This window comes from Thermococcus sp. 9N3, from assembly GCF_012027685.1.
GTDB lineage: Archaea > Methanobacteriota_B > Thermococci > Thermococcales > Thermococcaceae > Thermococcus > Thermococcus nautili.
In genome coordinates, this window is record NZ_SNUV01000002.1 from 148,663 (window position 1) to 163,594 (window position 14,932).

Annotated in this window: 16 protein-coding genes; 7 read left to right on the forward strand and 9 right to left on the reverse strand. The window is 55.0% G+C overall.

All coding sequences use genetic code 11. From position 1 onward, the window contains the following. Window positions 1-112: 112 nt before the first annotated feature. The 3 genes from E3E30_RS07785 to E3E30_RS07795 are packed head-to-tail and all read right to left on the reverse strand — an operon-like array spanning window position 113 to window position 1,509. Window positions 113-490 carry a type II toxin-antitoxin system VapC family toxin gene (locus E3E30_RS07785; RefSeq protein WP_167729144.1) on the reverse strand — a complete coding sequence of 126 codons (378 nt, stop codon included), beginning with the start codon at window positions 488-490 and terminating at the stop codon, window positions 113-115. Further along, entirely contained in the window at window positions 460-690 is a 231-nt protein-coding gene (locus E3E30_RS07790) for an antitoxin VapB family protein (RefSeq protein WP_167729145.1), read from the reverse strand. The genes E3E30_RS07785 and E3E30_RS07790 overlap by 31 nt, the downstream gene beginning before the upstream one ends. Window positions 691-726: 36 nt before the next feature. Then, window positions 727-1,509 (reverse strand): hypothetical protein, encoded by a 783-nt coding sequence (locus E3E30_RS07795; protein WP_167729146.1) that lies wholly within the window; start codon window positions 1,507-1,509, stop codon window positions 727-729. An 82-nt stretch (window positions 1,510-1,591) separates the two neighbouring features. Between E3E30_RS07795 and E3E30_RS07800 the strand changes: the two genes are divergently transcribed. Beyond that, window positions 1,592-2,644, forward strand: coding sequence for an ATP-binding protein (locus E3E30_RS07800; RefSeq protein ID WP_167729147.1), 1,053 nt, complete (start codon window positions 1,592-1,594; stop codon window positions 2,642-2,644). A gap of 35 nt (window positions 2,645-2,679) precedes the next feature. Here the strand turns inward: E3E30_RS07800 and E3E30_RS07805 are convergent, their stop codons facing one another. Together E3E30_RS07805 and E3E30_RS07810 are read right to left on the reverse strand one after the other, a co-directional pair. Then, the gene (locus E3E30_RS07805) at window positions 2,680-3,456 is read right to left on the reverse strand and encodes a hypothetical protein (protein ID WP_167729148.1); all 777 of its coding nucleotides are present in this window, start codon (window positions 3,454-3,456) and stop codon (window positions 2,680-2,682) included. A gap of 95 nt (window positions 3,457-3,551) precedes the next feature. Then, window positions 3,552-4,637, reverse strand: a complete 1,086-nt coding sequence (locus tag E3E30_RS07810) for a radical SAM protein (RefSeq protein ID WP_167729374.1) — start codon at window positions 4,635-4,637, stop codon at window positions 3,552-3,554. Between the two features lie 67 nt (window positions 4,638-4,704). Between E3E30_RS07810 and E3E30_RS07815 the strand changes: the two genes are divergently transcribed. Then, a complete protein-coding gene (locus E3E30_RS07815; RefSeq protein ID WP_014123339.1) occupies window positions 4,705-5,067 on the forward strand; it encodes a ribonuclease P protein component 2 in 363 nt (120 codons plus the stop codon). On the opposite strand, the gene E3E30_RS07820 is transcribed toward E3E30_RS07815, so the two are convergent. After that, window positions 5,064-6,410, reverse strand: coding sequence for a glycogen synthase (locus E3E30_RS07820; RefSeq protein ID WP_167729375.1), 1,347 nt, complete (start codon window positions 6,408-6,410; stop codon window positions 5,064-5,066). The genes E3E30_RS07815 and E3E30_RS07820 overlap by 4 nt on opposite strands. Before the next feature lie 5 nt (window positions 6,411-6,415). Beyond that, entirely contained in the window at window positions 6,416-7,441 is a 1,026-nt protein-coding gene (locus E3E30_RS07825) for a TrmB family transcriptional regulator (RefSeq protein WP_042691270.1), read from the reverse strand. Between the two features lie 110 nt (window positions 7,442-7,551). Here E3E30_RS07825 and E3E30_RS07830 point away from each other — a divergent pair, with 110 nt between their 5' ends. Then, window positions 7,552-7,950 carry a UPF0146 family protein gene (locus E3E30_RS07830; protein WP_167729149.1) on the forward strand — a complete coding sequence of 133 codons (399 nt, stop codon included), beginning with the start codon at window positions 7,552-7,554 and terminating at the stop codon, window positions 7,948-7,950. Between the two features lie 22 nt (window positions 7,951-7,972). Continuing rightward, entirely contained in the window at window positions 7,973-9,343 is a 1,371-nt protein-coding gene (gene glmM / locus E3E30_RS07835) for a phosphoglucosamine mutase (protein WP_167729150.1), read from the forward strand. On the opposite strand, the gene E3E30_RS07840 is transcribed toward glmM, so the two are convergent. Further along, window positions 9,312-10,127, reverse strand: coding sequence for an MBL fold metallo-hydrolase (locus E3E30_RS07840; RefSeq protein ID WP_014123350.1), 816 nt, complete (start codon window positions 10,125-10,127; stop codon window positions 9,312-9,314). The two genes, glmM and E3E30_RS07840, sit on opposite strands and share 32 nt — an antisense overlap. Before the next feature lie 106 nt (window positions 10,128-10,233). Between E3E30_RS07840 and E3E30_RS07845 the strand changes: the two genes are divergently transcribed. From E3E30_RS07845 to E3E30_RS07855, 3 genes are all read left to right on the forward strand, one after another. Further along, complete coding sequence (locus tag E3E30_RS07845; RefSeq protein WP_167729151.1) at window positions 10,234-11,496, forward strand: M20 family metallo-hydrolase; 1,263 nt, start codon at window positions 10,234-10,236, stop codon at window positions 11,494-11,496. 74 nt (window positions 11,497-11,570) lie between these two features. Continuing rightward, entirely contained in the window at window positions 11,571-12,851 is a 1,281-nt protein-coding gene (locus tag E3E30_RS07850; protein ID WP_167729152.1) for a serpin family protein, read from the forward strand. A gap of 29 nt (window positions 12,852-12,880) precedes the next feature. After that, window positions 12,881-13,627, forward strand: coding sequence for an RlmF-related methyltransferase (locus E3E30_RS07855; protein WP_167729153.1), 747 nt, complete (start codon window positions 12,881-12,883; stop codon window positions 13,625-13,627). Here the strand turns inward: E3E30_RS07855 and E3E30_RS07860 are convergent. Continuing rightward, window positions 13,613-14,905 carry an ATP-binding protein gene (locus tag E3E30_RS07860; RefSeq protein ID WP_167729154.1) on the reverse strand — a complete coding sequence of 431 codons (1,293 nt, stop codon included), beginning with the start codon at window positions 14,903-14,905 and terminating at the stop codon, window positions 13,613-13,615. The two genes, E3E30_RS07855 and E3E30_RS07860, sit on opposite strands and share 15 nt — an antisense overlap. Window positions 14,906-14,932: the final 27 nt, after the last annotated feature.

Below are 14,932 nucleotides of genomic sequence, written 5' to 3' on the forward strand. Positions count from 1 at the left end.
CTTGGCATCTTCATACTAATGGGTCAGACATAGTAGAGATAACTGTGCATATAAACTTTTTTTACGAGCCATAGTCAGTCGAAAGAAACGGGCAGACAAAAGAGCGGACAGTTCATTTCTCCAAAATTTTCACCTTCAACCCATACTCTTCGAAGCGCTTGAAGTCCTCATCACAGGTGTAGAGCGTTGCGTTGTGGGCTATGGCAGTGGAAGCTATGAGGAGGTCTTTCAGGGGAGGTCGTTTTCCCTTCTTCATGAGGTCTCTGAAAATCGCTCCCGCTACCTTTGCAGAGTTTTCGTCGAACTCAACCTTGGGCATCATCTCAAGCATGAGCTCCTCCCGCTCTTTCAGGTGACCACAGTGAAGCTCAAAGAGAACAATGGTTGGTATATGATATTCTCTGTTTCCTTCTTGGTAAAGTTCTTCTACGACCTTTCTATTTCCGCCGAAGAGCTCGATTACCACGCTGGTGTCCAGGAGTCCATCCATTCTTCAACCTCCTTCAGTTCTTTCTTGAGCTCTTCAAGCTCTTCGGGGGTTCTCGTCCCGAAGGCTATCATCAGCACGTCGAGATTTCCCTTCTTTTTCTTGCCTATGAGCTCTCTCAAAAGCTCGGAAAAGCTCTTGTTGCCCTTCATCTTGACGAGCTCATAGTAAACGTCATCGGCTATCGTAATTGTCTTGCCCAACAGCACCACCCATAAGTGCATGCATGCACGAAATATTTAAAATTTACCCGTGAACATTCTCCAGACGAGCAGAATTTGGGTTAGGACAATCAACGTTAAAGCCAGAGCGGTCAGTTTCCTTGATTTCTTCGGAAGATAGAGGTCGATGAGGCAATAAAGGAAGTTCAGGCCTGAAAGCTCCAAGAGAAACTTCACCAGACCGGTTTTCCTGCCGATGGCCATTACCTCACCTATGGGGTCATTGCCGGCCGGATAACTCGAATGAAGCGCTATGAGCCTGACTGCAATGAGTATTGCCGTGTAGAGGAGGTTCTGCCTTATCATCTCAACTAAAAAGTCTCTACTCAGGTCCCTTCCTTTAAAGAGTTTGTAGAGTGCAAATGGAAAATCCATGACCCACAGAACCATTGAGACGAAAAGAACAAAGAGGGCAAGGATACGCACAAATATCGCAATCCCGTTGAGAAGTCCCTTTAGCGGATTTTCCGTCATCACAACGGCCGTGGCAACCAATCCCCAGAACATCAAGGCTCTGGTTACTGTTTCAAAGACTTCCTTTGGAAGGTAGAGCCTGCCGTGGGTTTTCTCGATTATCTCGGGCAATCTTCTGATATCTTCCCGCGAGTAGCCGTAGCGTTCAAGGGTCTTACCAACGAAGTGAAACGCCACGAGGAGAAACGGAACAAGGAGAAGAAAGGCGACGAAAACGTTTACGGCGTTGAGGTTTTCCCGTATCTGCCGAACAAAAGTCCAGATGGCCAGCCAAAAACCCACTGCCAGAAACCATGGAATGAGATAGTCCTTAACAAAGACTCTCATGGCCGTTAATATCCCCTGAGGCAAATAACCCTTTCGAAACCCTTATAACTTATGCCCCCGTAAGTTACTTACGGTGGCGTAAGTGCTGTTCGACCTCAGGCCGAAGGATAGGAGAGAGGAGATTTTTGATAGGGAGAAAGAGTTCGAGGAACTTGAGAAAAGCGTCGAGAGGTATCCTCTAACCCTTCTGCTCGGAATAAGACGCGTGGGCAAGAGCTCGATGCTCAGGGCTTACCTCAACGAGAATCCCGGGATTCTGATAGACTGCAGGGAGCTCTACGCCGAGAGCGGGCACATAACGAAGGAAGACCTTATGAGGGAAATTCAGTCAAAAAGGGGGCCGCTCCAGAGAACCCTTGCCCGATTCAGGGTAAAGCTGAACCTTAGATTCCTTGAGATAGAACCCGATGACGCCTCGCTGAGGGAGGTCTTCAGGGAGCTGAACGAGCTCGGTGAAAAAACCGGGAGGTTCATAATCGCCTTCGACGAGGCCCAGTACCTGCGCTTCTACGGCTCACGGGGCGGGAAGGAGCTTTTAGCTTTGTTCGCCCACGCCTACGACAGTCTGCCGAACCTCCGAATTATCCTGACCGGCTCGGAAGTCGGCCTGCTCCACGACTTTCTTGGCATAGACGACTACGAGAGCCCGCTTTATGGCAGGGTTGGAGGCGAAATCTACGTCAGGCCCTTCGACGAAAAAAACTCAAAGGAGTTCCTGAGAACAGGCTTTAGAGAAGCTGGCCTTGATGTGTCTGAGGACACCATAGACCGCGCCGTATCAATCCTTGACGGAATCCCTGGCTGGCTCGTCCTCTTCGGCGTGAAATACCTTGAAACGAAAGACTTCGAAAAGGCAATGGAGGCGACGCTCAACGTTGCAAAGGGCCTGCTGTTCGGTGAGCTGGGGGAGCTTGAAAGGAGGAGCAGGAGGTACACTGAGATTTTACGGGCGATAGCCCTCGGCTACAACAGGTGGAGCCTGATAAGGGACTACCTTGCCGTGAAGGGTATGAAAACCCCTGAACCGAGGTTATACGAACTTCTCAAGAACCTGAAGAAGATGGGATGGATTGAGGAGAATGGGGAGTACAGACTGGCCGACCCCGTGGTCAAGCTAATCCTGAGAGAGTCGTAGAGCCCGAGTACACTGGTAAAGCTTTCGCTTTTTTGTTACCCAAAAACAATCCTCCACGCGACCCACAGCTGAAGGAACACGATGACCGTCAGCGCCAGCGCCGTCAGCTTTCTGCTCTTCCTCGAACCGTAGAGGCCGGTTATACTGAACAGAAAGTTTAGGCCTGAAAGCTCAAGGAGCAAGCTTACCAGCTCCGTTTTCCGCCCAAAGGCCATCATCTTCCCAATGAAATCATCACCCGCCGGGTAGTTTGAATGGAGCGCTATGAGCCTGACCGCTACGAGAATTGCCGTGAGGACAAGGTTCTGTCTTATCAGCTCAATCAGGAAGTCCCTGTCAGGTTCCCTCCCGGTAAAGAGCCTGTAAAGGGAGTGGGGGAAGATAATAACCCAGATAAACATCGAGATGAGAAAAACGAAGAAGGCGAAGATTACAGCAAACATCGCTATTCCGCTGAGAAGTCCCATTATCGGGTCTCCAGTCGCCAGAAGGGCCCAGGAAAAGATACCCCAGAATATAAGGGCGTCGCCGATAATATTGAACACCTCCTTCGGAAGGTAGAGCCTGCCGTGGGTTTTCTCGATTATCTCGGGCAGTCTTCTGATGTCCTCTCGCGAGTAGCCGTAGCGTTCAAGGGTCTTACCAACGAAGTGAAACGCCACGAGGAGGAAAGGAATGAGAAGGAGGAAAACCGCAAAAATGTTCACGGCGTTTAGGTGCTCCCTCATTGGGGGAATGATAAGCCAGAGGGCAACCCAAAAGACGACGATGAACGCCCATGGGAGGAGGTAGTCCTTAACAAAGACCCGCATGGCCGTTAATATCCCCAGGGGTAAATAACCTTTTCGAAGCCATTACAACTTATGCCCCCATAAGCAACAACTCAGAAGGGTAACGAAGGAGAAATTCAGGACAACGGAATCCTCTCGACCTCAATCCGGTCGAAGGTCGGGTACTCCTCCACGATGAAGAACCTCACGTCGCCTTCGATGGCCTCGGCCAGCTCTAAAGCAACCTCCTCGGGCATCTCTATTCTGCCCTTCTCGCGGTTGATGTGGAGCCACTCCTCCGGAACTTCGGCCTCGCTGACGAGGAACTCGTAAAGCTCGTCGAGGTCGTCGTATTCGGCAATCCCGAAGCGGAGCGTTCCGTCCTCGGTAATTTCCATGTATGGCTTTGCAACGTTCCTCGCCATTCTCCTCAACCGGTTCCTGAGCTGGACGGCGTCCTTGAGCTTCGCGGTGCAGAGGTGGTAGCTCAGCGAGGTGTTCTCTTCGCCCCACTCGAGGAGTTTGAGACCGAGTTCGAGTGAACCCTTGATGGCGGAACTCTCGTCGCTTATAGGTTTGTAGCCTCTGTCAAGGAGGTTTCTGAGGTTTGTCTCGCTGAACTCCAGCTCGTTCACGTTGAGGAACTTCGCGCCGAGGCTGTCGAGGAATTCGGCGTACCACTTCATCCTCTCAAACTGGCCCGGGACGGAGGGAATCTCCCCGCCGACGTCCCAGTCGAAGTCGAAGGCGTTCTTTATGTTCTCGATTTCCACCTTGAAGAGCTTCGAGTTTGGGTTGAAGAGGTCGGGGTGGAAGCGTATCTCGTCGAGGCCTGCATCGTAGAGCTTCTCAAGGTTCTTCTTCGTGGCCAAAGCGCCGGTGGTGTAGAGGTGAACGTGAAAGTCCTCGCCAAAGGCCTCCTTGAGGGCGCGTATGTATTGAACGGTCCTGTCGAGCCTCGCGAGGGGGTCTCCGCCGGTGACGCCCGCACCTTTTGCCTCCTGAATCATAGCTTCCTCGATGACGTCATCAACGCTCTTAACGGGCCTTTCGTTGGCGTAAACAACATCTTCCCTCCTCCAGGGGCTCAGCGGGCAGTAGAAGCAGTCCCTCGGACACTTTCCCGTGGTGAAGAGTACGAGCTTCTCACCCCTAACGCAGAGCTGACAGCCCTTCGGAAGTTCCCTCACGGCGTATGAGAAGTAAGGGGTCTCCCATACCATAGCCCTCGCCAACCCTAACCCGAGGGCAGGCCTTAAAAACGTTGGCGGGCAAAGTTGTCCGATGCCTATGAGGGAGAAGCCGAAGTACCTGCCCCCGACGCTCCGCGAGAAGCACCGTTACATAGCATTCCAGCTGATTGGGGAGAGGCCCTTCCGGAAGGACGAGGTTAAGAAAGCGATATGGGAGGCGAGCCTCTCAACGCTCGGAGTCCTCGGTTCGGCTAAAGCAAAGCCCTGGTTCATACGCTTCGATGAGAAGAGCCAGACCGGAATCGTTAGGGTTGACAGGAAGCATGTGGAAGAGCTCAGATTTGCCCTAACCCTCGTAACCGAGATAAACGGCTCGAGGGCAATCTTCAGGACGCTCGGGGTTTCAGGGACGATAAAAAGGCTGAAGAGGAAGTTTTTAGCTGAATTCGGCTGGCGTTAGAGCAGGAAGGGCATCGCCTTGTCTACAGCGCCGGTGTAAACGAGCAGATAGCGCCTGCAGGCCTTCTCCCAGGTGAAGTCCCTTCTCGCGCGCCTTTTGGCGTTCTCGCGGAGCCTTGTGAGGGTTCCTTCGTCGAGTTCCTTGGCAGAAACCATTGCCCTCGCGAGGGCAAAGGCGTCTCTCGGTGGGACGAGGATTCCGGTGGCGTTCTCAGGGTCTATGTTGAGGTCTATTATCGTGTCCTTGAGCCCCCCTACGGCGCTCGCTATTGGAACCGCCCCGAGGCACATCGCCTCAAGCTGAACCAATCCAAAGGGCTCGAAGTAAGACGGAATCACCACGAAGTCCACCGAGCCGTAGAGTTCCCTAACGGTTTCCCTCGGCAGGACGTCGGTGATTACCCTGACGTTCTCCGGGAAGCGGTTCTCAACGGCTTTAGCCCAGGCCTCCAATCCTGGGTCGCCCTTGCCGACGATGATGAAGCGCATCTCCTTAAAAGATGGGTCGCCGGAGAGTATCTCTATCGCCCTTAGGAGCGTGTCAACGCCCTTCTGGGCCCTGTCGAAGCGGCCGATGAACATGAAGGCCCTTCCGTCACTCAAACCGAAGCGCCCGAGGATTAGCCGTCTCCGTTCCTCCCTCGGCCTATCGGCGTTCTCAAGGAGCTCCTCACTCCAGAAGGAGCAGTCTATGCCGTTGAAGACGTGCGTCACCTTGCCGTCGAAGCTCCTGAAGAAGTCCCACTCCTCGAGGAGGTAGCTTCTGCTAACGGTCGTTACCGCGTCGGCTATGTAGCAGGCGGTGTGCTCGGGGTCTATCTCGGGATAAGGCGCGAGCTCGCCCAAGTTGGCCTCGTGGAAGTAGCCCGCTGGAATCCTGGCCTTATTGAGCCTGTGAACCGTAAAAACGGTTTTGGGAGAGAAGTACTTCTTCAAAAGTCCGAGGGCAAAGACCGTGTGCCAGTCGTGGGCGTGGACGACGTCCGGCCTGAAGGTCTCAATAAGGTGGTTGAGCAGACCAGCGGAGGCCTTGCCGAAGAGGACGGCCTTCCTGAGGAGGGTCTCCCAGTCGGGATAGACGTCGGTGTCGAGGAGGTCTCCGGAGAGCGTGTAAACCGTGACCCCGTTTTGCTCCCGCTTTCTGGCGGTTACCTCGACGGTTCTGCCCTCGAAGGAGAGCCTGAAGGTGAGAAACGGCTCTCCGAGGCTCCGCCCGTGGTCGGGGGTGAAGACGATTACCTCGTTGCCGAGCTCGACCAGCCCCTCGGCTACGTTCGTCACCGCCTCGGCGAGTCCGCCGACCTTAACGGGCAGGTACTCGAAGGAGAGGATGAGGACGCGCATAGGCATCACTCGAGGAGTATGAACTTCTCGCCCTCGACGTCCTCGACGTAACTGCTTATTCCACCGACCTTCCAGCGGTTGCCGCCGGCTTCTATCGTCACGTTGGCCACGAGCGGAGTGTACTCATAGTCCACTATCTTTCCGTGGAGCTCCACCGGCTCCCTCGTATCGACGAGCTTTCCGGTGATTTCGGCCTCCCGCGGGAGACCAACGTGTTTGAGTATCGTGATGAGCGTCCTGACGTTGACGAAGGTCAAGGGCTTTGAGAGTGCCTCGTAGTTGATGGGTTTGACCACCTCGCTGTTGTCGAAGTAAATCGTGTAGAACCAGTGCATGTACTGGAAGACCGCCCTGGGGCTCTTGGCCCAGAAGGAGTAGAACTTCTCCCGCCTCCTGTCCTTGGGAATCGCGCCGAAGAATATCGAGTAGTCCGCGTCGCCGATTATCCAGCTCGCCATAAGCCAGGGAGCACCGCCGGTTCTCGCGAGGAGTATGTTGTCCGCCTTGAGCCAGTCGGGAATTTCATCGGGCAGGTTTGTAATTATCACGAAGATTACGTCCTTTCTGGCCTTTATATCCCGCCTGAGAAGCTCAAGGAACTCGTAGGGCGTGTTGATTAGAACCTCGTAGCGGGCGGTTCTTATTATGTGCTGAACCCTCTCAAGGGTGTTGTCGAAGCCGAGAATCGTCCATATCTCCGGTAACTCCTGCCCGTGGGTCTGCTTGTAGAGCTCGACAAACGCCTCCTTGAGCTTCTCGATGTCCTCTATGAACTCCTCCTTTATGCGCTCGAGGACGACCTCAGGATTAACCGGGCGGTAGAGCCTTGGAGTCCCGTGCATAACATCGACGAAGCCCTTCCTGTGGAGCGAGCTGAGGACGTCGTAGACCCTCGTGTGCGGAATGCCGCTCTCCTTGGTTATGTCGGTGGCCTTGCTCGGGCCGAGCTTGAGAAGGGTTATGTACGCTAAGCTCTCGTACTTCGTGAGTCCGAGCTTCTGGAGCTTTTCAATGATTTCCTCCTCCCTCATTTTCGTCACCTATTCACTAACGTTAGTTTGTTCATCCTTAGTGGTATATGGTCACGGTGAGTGTATAAAACTTTTGCTTAACTTTTTAAGGGGTATCAAAAACACCCCCCATGCTCGAGAAACTGGCGGAGTTCATAGCCCAGAACTTCCCGCGGGGAAAGGCGGTTGAGCTGGGGATAGGCTTCCAGACGAAGGTGGCTTTAAGGCTGACCGAGCTCGGCTACGACGTTCTGGCTATAGACTGGAACGAAAAGGCCGTTGAGAACGCGAGGAAAGCCGGCATAAAAGCCCTCCGCGACGACCTCTTCAGGCCGATGCTCGGCCTTTACAGAGACGCGGTGGTTCTCTACTCCGTAAGGCCAACGCCCGAGATAATGAAGCCAATAGTCGAGCTAAGCAAAAATACCGGTGTCCCCCTCGTGGTTCTGCCCCTGAGCGGTGATTCCGTGCCCAGACCGATGAGGCTCGTGAACTACGGTGGGCTGGCAATATACGTTTATAAGCCGTGAGCGAACTAAAGCCGGTGGTGGTATGAAGCTCTTCGGCACCGCGGGGATTCGGGGAAGGCTCTGGGAGAAGGTGACGCCCGAGCTTGCATTAAATGTTGGAATGGCCCTCGGAACATACAAGAGCGGAAAAGCTGTCGTCGCGAGGGACGGGAGGACATCAAGCATCATGCTCAAGAACGCTCTGATAAGCGGTCTGCTCGCGAGCGGGATGGAGGTTTTAGATGCCGATTTGATTCCAACTCCCGCTTTAGCCTGGGCTACCCGGGAGCACGGCGACGCGGGGGTTATGATTACCGCGAGCCACAATCCCCCGACCGACAACGGGATAAAGGTCTTCAACGGCGACGGGACGGAATTCTACGTCGAGCAGGAGAGGGAGCTTGAGGAGATAATCTTCTCAGGGAACTTCAAAAAAGCGGAGTGGAACGAGATTAAAACGGTTAAACCCCTCGACGTTATAGACGACTACATTCAAGCGGTTCTCGACTTCGTGAACCACGAGACGGGCCTTAAAGTCCTCTACGACGGGGCCAACGGCTCAGGGAGCGTTTTGGCTCCTTACCTGCTCCGCGAGATGGGGGCGAAAGTGATAAGCGTGAACGCCCACGTCGACGGCCACTTCCCGGGGAGGAAGCCCGAGCCGAGGTACGAGAATATCGCCTATCTCGGGGAGCTTGTTAAAGAACTCGGCGTCGATTTGGCAATAGCTCAGGACGGCGACGCCGACAGAATAGCGGTTTTCGACGAGAAAGGTAATTACGTTGACGAGGACACGGTAATAGCGCTCTTCGCCAGGCACTACGTTGAAGAAAACGGCGGGGGAACGGTTGTTACGTCGATAAACACCGGGTCGAGGATAGACGAAGTGGTTGAAAAGGCCGGGGGAAAGGTCGTCCGAGTCCCACTCGGCCAGCCCCACGACGGCATAAAACGCTACAACGCCATCTTCGCCGGCGAACCCTGGAAGCTCGTCCATCCAAAGTTCGGCAACTGGATTGACAGCTTCGTGACGATGGCGCTCCTGATTAAGATGATTGACGAGAACGGCCCCCTCTCGAAGCTCGTCTCGGAGATTCCCGTCTATTACCTGAGGAAGGAGAACGTCCCGTGTCCGGATGAGCTTAAGGGTAAGGTTGTCGAGAGGGCCAGGGAGGAGCTTGAGAAGGCCTTAGGGGAAGAAATCAAAGAAGTCCTTACGATTTCGGGCTACCGCTTCCAGCTGAGGGACGGCTCGTGGGTTCTCGTCAGGCCGAGCGGGACGGAGCCGAAGATTCGCGTTGTCGTCGAGGGGCCGAGCGAAAAGAGAAGGGACGAGCTCTTCGAGCTGGCCTACAGAACGGTTGCAAAAGAAGTGGAAAAGCTCAAACGAAGCGCGCGGGTCGAAGGGTCCTGACTGCTATTTCCCTTTTGTCTATCATGACCTTGAAGCCCTCCTTGGCGACGTAGGTCTTGACACCCGTTACAGTTTCGATGTATTTTGCCTCCTTGTAGGGGTTGGCGAAGTGCATCTTCATGCCGATGTGGCTCATTATCAGGACTTCTGGTTTTTTCTCCATGCTCTTGAGCATTTCAACGGCATCGTCGGTGCTGAGGTGGTAGGGAATTCCCATATCCCTCGGGCGCGTTATCGCCGCTATGAGAACCCTCGCCCCGTCGTGCCACTCTATTAGGCCGTCGAAGTAGGCCGTGTCCGGGATATAGGAGATGTCGCCGTAGGCGGTCTTCATGCGGAAGCCGATGGTTGTGGGGTCCGAGTGCTGGCTCGGGGTTATGAGGAACTCCTCCTCGCCTATCGCTATCTTGTTGCCCGGCTCTGGCGTGTGGACGCTCTCAAGGACCTCTATGTGGTACTTGCTTATCGCGGGTGTATGAGTCTCGTCGCCGTAGACGACGCTCTTCGAAGCTATGAGCACTCCCCTCTTCTTGAGCGCACCGCCGGTCATGGCCTCGACCATGACCTCGAGGTCGTTGCAGTGGTCGACGTGCCTGTGGGAGACGAAGATTGCATCCAGCCTGCGAGGGTCGAGCTTGTAGCGCCAGCTCCTGACGAGCGCTCCCGGTCCAGGGTCAACGTAAACGTTCCTGCTCGCCCTTATGTGGAATCCCCCCGTGGAGCGGAACTGGGTTATTGTGATGAACCTCCCGCCCCCGCTCCCGAGGAAGGTTATCTCTATCACTCCCTCACCTCCGTATCCTCTGCGGACGGTAGGGTTTGGGCGGTGGGGTATATAAGCGCTCCGAAACCGGTTTAAGCTCCGGGGAGAAGTAGTGGCGGTGGTTCTGATGGAGTTCGAAGGGGTTCTGAAAGAAGTTGAAGGCCTGAGGGACGAGATGGTAAAGACGCTCGTCGAGCTGATTAAGATTCCGGCCATAAGCCCCGACTACGGCTACGAGGGAGAGTACGACAAGGCCCAGAAGTTGCTTGAGATAATCAAAGACTGGCCCTTCGATAAGGTCGAGGTCTACAACGCGCCCGATGAGAGGGCCAAGAACGGGGTCAGGCCGAACATATTGGCCTATTACTACGGCGAGAAAGGTGAGGAAAGCGAGAGGCTCTGGATTCTCACCCACCTCGACGTCGTTCCGCCGGGAGACCTGAGCAAGTGGACCGTTACGGAGCCCTTCAAACCGCTCGTCAAGGACGGCAAGGTTTACGGCAGGGGAAGCGAGGACAACGGACAGAGTTTGGTTGCTTCGCTCTACGCTGTGAGGGCCATGATGAACCTCGGAATAAGGCCGAAGAGGACCGTCATTTTGGCCTTCGTCAGCGACGAGGAAACCGGGAGCAAGTACGGAATCGGGTGGCTAATGAAGGAGCACCCGGAGCTGTTCAGGGAAGACGACCTCGTTCTCGTCCCGGACGGCGGAAACGAGGACGGAACGTTCATAGAGGTTGCCGAAAAGGGAATCCTCTGGTTCAGGCTCAAAGTTAAGGGCCAGCAGGTGCACGCGAGCATGCCGGACAAGGGCCTGAACGCACACCGCGTCGCACTCGATTTGGCCTACAACCTCGACAAAAGGCTTCACGAGAAGTACAGCGAGAGGGACGAGCTCTTTGACCCGCCGGAGAGCACCTTCGAGCCAACGATGGGAGGGAACCTGGCCGACAGCCCGAACATAATTCCCGGCGAGCACGAGGTCGTTTTCGACTGCAGGGTTCTGCCGAGGTACAGCCTCGACGATATTCTCAGGGACGTCGAAGATGTCGCGAAAGAAGTTAAGGAGAGGCACAGGAAGGAGCTTGACGGGAAGGTTCTTCCCGAAATCGAGGTGGAAGTCCTTCAGAGGGGCGACCCGGCACCGCCGACGAACCCGAACAGTGAGATAGTGAGGCTCCTGAAGGAGGCGATAAAGGAGCTACGCGGAAAGGAAGCCAAGGTAGGGGGCATAGGAGGCGGAACCTTCGCGGCGTTCTTCAGGAGGAAGGGAATTCCGGCCGTCGTCTGGGCGACGCTCGACGAGATGGCTCACCAGCCCAACGAGTACGCGAAGATTGACAACATGGTCGAAGACGCCAAAGTCATGGCCTACCTCGCCCTGCGCTGACTTTGCTTCGAACTATTTTGAAGCGAAAGAAAACCATTTATCTTTTCTTATCGTATTTCTTCAGGAGGATTGCCATGAGAAAGGTTATGGCACTTTTCGTTGTGTTGATGGTGATTTTTGTCAGCGGATGCATCGAAAAAGGAACGGTTGACCAGACCTCCCCCGGCGGCACTAAGACCCCTTCCCCCGGTCTGGTGAACCAGTCTCCGGAGGACGTGAACGCGAGCGAGGCCGAGCTCGAAGTTGCAGGTGGGGAAAACCTCTTCGCATTTGCCCTATACTCACAGCTCGCAAAGGGGAACGGCAACCTGTTCCTCTCGCCCTACAGCGTACACACGGCACTGGCGATGGCCTACGAGGGCGCCAGAGGCCAGACCGCCGAGGAAATGCGGAGCGTTCTCCACCTCCCCGAAAGCAGGGCGGTCAGGCTCGCCGGGTTCAGAAAGCTGATAACCGACCTCAACCCGAAAGACGGGCCCTACGAGCTGAAGACCGCGAACGCACTCTGGGTTCTCGAGGAGTATCCCATCAGGAAGGACTACGTTGAGGTCGTGAGGAAGTACTACCTCGGCGAGGTCAGGAGCGTGGACTTCAGGAGGGACCCCGAAGGAGCGGCATCGGCGATAAACGGCTGGGCCAGCGAGCAGACCAACGGGAAGATAAAGGACATGGTCTCTCCGATGGCGCTGAGGGACGCGAGGCTCGTGATAACGAACGCAATCTACTTCAAAGGGGAGTGGGTGCACAAGTTCGACCCGGAGCTCACCAAAAACGAGACGTTCTTCACGCCGAAGGGAACCGTGGAAGTCCCCATGATGCACACGGCGGGGGTCTTCAACTACACCGAGAACGACCTTATTCAGGCCGTCGAGCTGCCCTACAGGGGCGGAAGGCTGAGCATGCTCGTCCTGCTCCCCAGGGCGAGGGATGGCTACAGGGGGCTGGAGAAGCGCATAAGCCCCAACTACCTCCTCTCGCTCCTCGCGAACCTCAGTCCGGCAAACGTGAGCATTGCCCTCCCGAAGTTCGAGTTCAGAACCGAGTACAAGCTCTCGGGAGTGCTGTCGGCAATGGGCATGGGGAGCGCGTTCTCAGAAAAGGCCAACTTCTCGGGCATAACCGACGCGGAGAAGCTCTTTATATCTGAGGTTGTGCACAAGGCCTACATAAAGGTGGCCGAGAACGGGACCGAAGCGGCAGCGGCCACCGGCATCATCATAGTCAGCACCTCCATGCCCGTCGAGGAACCGAAGTACATAGAGTTCCGCGCGGACCACCCCTTCATCTTCGTGATAGTGGACAAGGAGACCAAGGAAGTCCTCTTCATGGGGCGCCTCGTGAACCCGAAGGAGTGAGCTTTTAAGCCCCTTCCCCAACTTTTTTCATGCCCCTCTGGAAGGACGGAAAGCTCGGACTGCCTGTGAGGGAAGCGGTTAAGCTCTTTCCGGAGCTGGAGGAATACGTTGACGAGCGCGGAAGGCTCGACTTCTCGGACAGAAAAGCCAGGATACTCTACAACAGAGCCATAGCGAAGGCCCTCTTCGGGCTGGAGATAGAATACCACCCACGCGGTCTCGTGACGCCCCCGATATCGCGCTACCTCTTCCTTAAGACGTTTTTGAGGGAAGGAGAAAAGGTTCTGGAGATTGGAACCGGACACACCGCGATGATGGCGCTTATGGCTGAGAGGCTTTTCGACTGTGAGGTAACGGCCACGGAGCTGGACGATGAGTTCTTCGAGTACGCGAGGAGGAACATCGAGCGAAACCTCGCCAAGGTCAGACTAATCAAGAGCAACGGAAGCATAATCCGAGGGGTAATTCCCGAAGGCGAGAGCTTCGATGTGATTTTCTCGGCCCCTCCTTACTACGAGAGGCCGACAAAAGGTGTTTTAACGGAGAGGGAAGGCGTTGGCGGTGGGAAGTACGGCGAGGCCTTCTCGGTGAGGCTGATAGAGGAAGCGAGGGACTACCTACGGCCCGGCGGAAGGGTGGCCCTCTTCCTGCCCGACAAGGAGGAGCTGATAAATGCCATAACGGAAAAGGGGGAGGAGTTGGGCTATTTCGTGAGGGACGTGAAGTTCAAGGTCGGGACGAGGTGGAGGCACAGTTTGATACTAAACAAGGCTTAGGAACGCCCACCAAGGAATCATTAGGAGGTTATCCCGAGCCTCAAACTCTTTCCCGATGACTATCCCGAAGTCCGCCCCTGTTCTCTCCATGCTCCTCTTAACTTGAGCGTAATCAGACTTTCCAAGGCCGACCTCGATAACGTAGCGCTTTCCGCCCCGCGTGAGGACGAAATCCGCGCCACCTTTTCCGGGTTCGTACTCAAGAACACCTTCACCCGAGAGATACAGCGCAACGGCATCCTCAAGCAGGGGAGCGAGTTCAACCACTTCAAACTTGGATAAGAGAGACGCCCTGAGCGAGGGAGCCGAGAACTTGAGCTTCGGACTTCTGCGGATTTTCTTTGAGATGCCACCAATCGGAGGAATTTCAATGAGCAGTCCGCTGGCAACGAAAGCCCTCACGAGTTCAATAACAGTGCTCTTTGATATTCCCAGAGTTTTGGAAAGCTTCTCGTAGCTGAAGCGCTCTCCCTTGGGCGTTGCGAGGAGGGTTAAGAGCCTAAGCGCTGAATCCAGCGTTGACGAGTCGAAGTTCCTGAACTCCGGCAGGTCACGGTAGACTATCCGTTCAAGGAGGGAGAAGAGAGCATCGTACGCTAGTCGCTCATCCATCTCAAGCGTCAGTGGAAGTGAGCCGAGCTTCAGATAATTCTCAGCTTCACCAGCATAGCGGGCCCCCAAGGAAAGCGCCCGCTCAAGGTCTTCGGCGTTGAACTCAAAGAGGGCATCGAGACCAATCCTCTCAACGTCATTCCCGCGAAGGTGGAGGTACTCAACGAAGCTCAGGGGTTTTACGTCAACGTGGATAGCTCTTCTCGCAAGGTCGGGGCTTTCTCTCAGCTTTAGAGCGGACGAACCGGTTGCAATTATCAGGGCCTTTTTCCTGTCGTGAAGAACCTTAAGGGTTAAATCCCAGTTTTCAGCGTACTGAACCTCGTCGAGCAGGAGAACCGGCCTTTTTGGTCTGAAAACATCGAAGTATCGCTCAATGACCTCGTGGAGGGAAAAACCGAGCAGGCGGACTTCATCTGCGGAGATGTATATCACATCGGACGTCTGTGAGAGGGTGTGAAAGTAGAGCTGACCGAGAAGAGTTGTCTTTCCAGTTCCCCTAAGGCCCGGGAGGAGGACTGTTCTGGGGTCACCGCCATCGATATAGGCATCAACAAAACCGGTGAGCTTTTCAAAGAGGAAGCGCTTCCTCAGCATCCTCGTGTAATCAAACCTTGAGGGCAACTCCGCGGAGAGCTTTAAAAGGTAGTCTGTTATCCCGACCATGTTCCCACCTATTTTGGTCGTTCAAAC

Coding starts and splice junctions, on each gene's coding strand:
- E3E30_RS07825 (WP_042691270.1), bottom strand. CDS start 7,441: ATGAGGGAGGAGGAAATCATTGAAAAGCTCCAGAAGCTCGGACTCACG.
- E3E30_RS07795 (WP_167729146.1), bottom strand. CDS start 1,509: ATGAGAGTCTTTGTTAAGGACTATCTCATTCCATGGTTTCTGGCAGTG.
- E3E30_RS07830 (WP_167729149.1), top strand. CDS start 7,552: ATGCTCGAGAAACTGGCGGAGTTCATAGCCCAGAACTTCCCGCGGGGA.
- E3E30_RS07815 (WP_014123339.1), top strand. CDS start 4,705: ATGAGGGAGAAGCCGAAGTACCTGCCCCCGACGCTCCGCGAGAAGCAC.
- E3E30_RS07810 (WP_167729374.1), bottom strand. CDS start 4,637: ATGGTATGGGAGACCCCTTACTTCTCATACGCCGTGAGGGAACTTCCG.
- E3E30_RS07805 (WP_167729148.1), bottom strand. CDS start 3,456: ATGCGGGTCTTTGTTAAGGACTACCTCCTCCCATGGGCGTTCATCGTC.
- glmM (WP_167729150.1), top strand. CDS start 7,973: ATGAAGCTCTTCGGCACCGCGGGGATTCGGGGAAGGCTCTGGGAGAAG.
- E3E30_RS07820 (WP_167729375.1), bottom strand. CDS start 6,410: ATGCGCGTCCTCATCCTCTCCTTCGAGTACCTGCCCGTTAAGGTCGGC.
- E3E30_RS07860 (WP_167729154.1), bottom strand. CDS start 14,905: ATGGTCGGGATAACAGACTACCTTTTAAAGCTCTCCGCGGAGTTGCCC.
- E3E30_RS07785 (WP_167729144.1), bottom strand. CDS start 490: ATGGATGGACTCCTGGACACCAGCGTGGTAATCGAGCTCTTCGGCGGA.
- E3E30_RS07855 (WP_167729153.1), top strand. CDS start 12,881: ATGCCCCTCTGGAAGGACGGAAAGCTCGGACTGCCTGTGAGGGAAGCG.
- E3E30_RS07845 (WP_167729151.1), top strand. CDS start 10,234: ATGGAGTTCGAAGGGGTTCTGAAAGAAGTTGAAGGCCTGAGGGACGAG.
- E3E30_RS07850 (WP_167729152.1), top strand. CDS start 11,571: ATGAGAAAGGTTATGGCACTTTTCGTTGTGTTGATGGTGATTTTTGTC.